The 572-nt window shown below is 33.7% G+C and carries 1 pseudogene; it reads right to left on the reverse strand.

Going from position 1 to position 572, the window contains the following annotated elements:
• Positions 1 to 310 precede the first annotated feature (310 nt).
• Positions 311 to 550: pseudogene (locus tag B371_RS22580) on the reverse strand (DUF3885 domain-containing protein); the annotation flags it as partial.
• Between the last annotated feature and the right edge of the window lie 22 nt (positions 551 to 572).

The following is a 572-nucleotide window of genomic DNA, read 5'->3' on the forward strand; positions in this document are numbered from 1 at the left end:
CCTCGTCGCAAGCGACTGTGGGGTCTCACTGGACACGCTTTCTCCGCTGGAGTCGCCACCTTTCACTTCAATCATTCACTAGGTTATAAATCAACAGTGATAAATTTTTTAAAAAATCATCTTATTTTTTTAAAATTAAAGTACTCACCTATATCTAGATCGGATTACTAATTAAAAATATAATACTGAACAAACTTCACTTCCACTGAAAATTCAAGGTTAAACATGTGTTTATAGAAATCACGACTCACATTTAAGAAAATGTTTCACCCTTCTTGAGGCGAAGCACCGGTTACTTGAAGAAGCACTTTTACTCCTTTATTTTAAACACCTCATTTATTTCATTCCTATCGCAATCTAAAATCCAATCGCTGTATTTTTTATATACATCCCTTATAGATTCAGGTGAGGTAGCAAGTAAATCACATCCTCTATCATCGTACACGTGATAAATGGTTTTCCTTTTGATATTTAAAAAATATACTCTATGGAAAGTACTTGGTTGGATTCCTAAATCCTGATTGCATACTGCTTTCAACAATGGAATGTATTTTATCAAGCGTGTTGATTAT

It is taken from the genome of Paenisporosarcina sp. TG20 (assembly GCF_000286315.1).
GTDB lineage: Bacteria > Bacillota > Bacilli > Bacillales_A > Planococcaceae > Paenisporosarcina.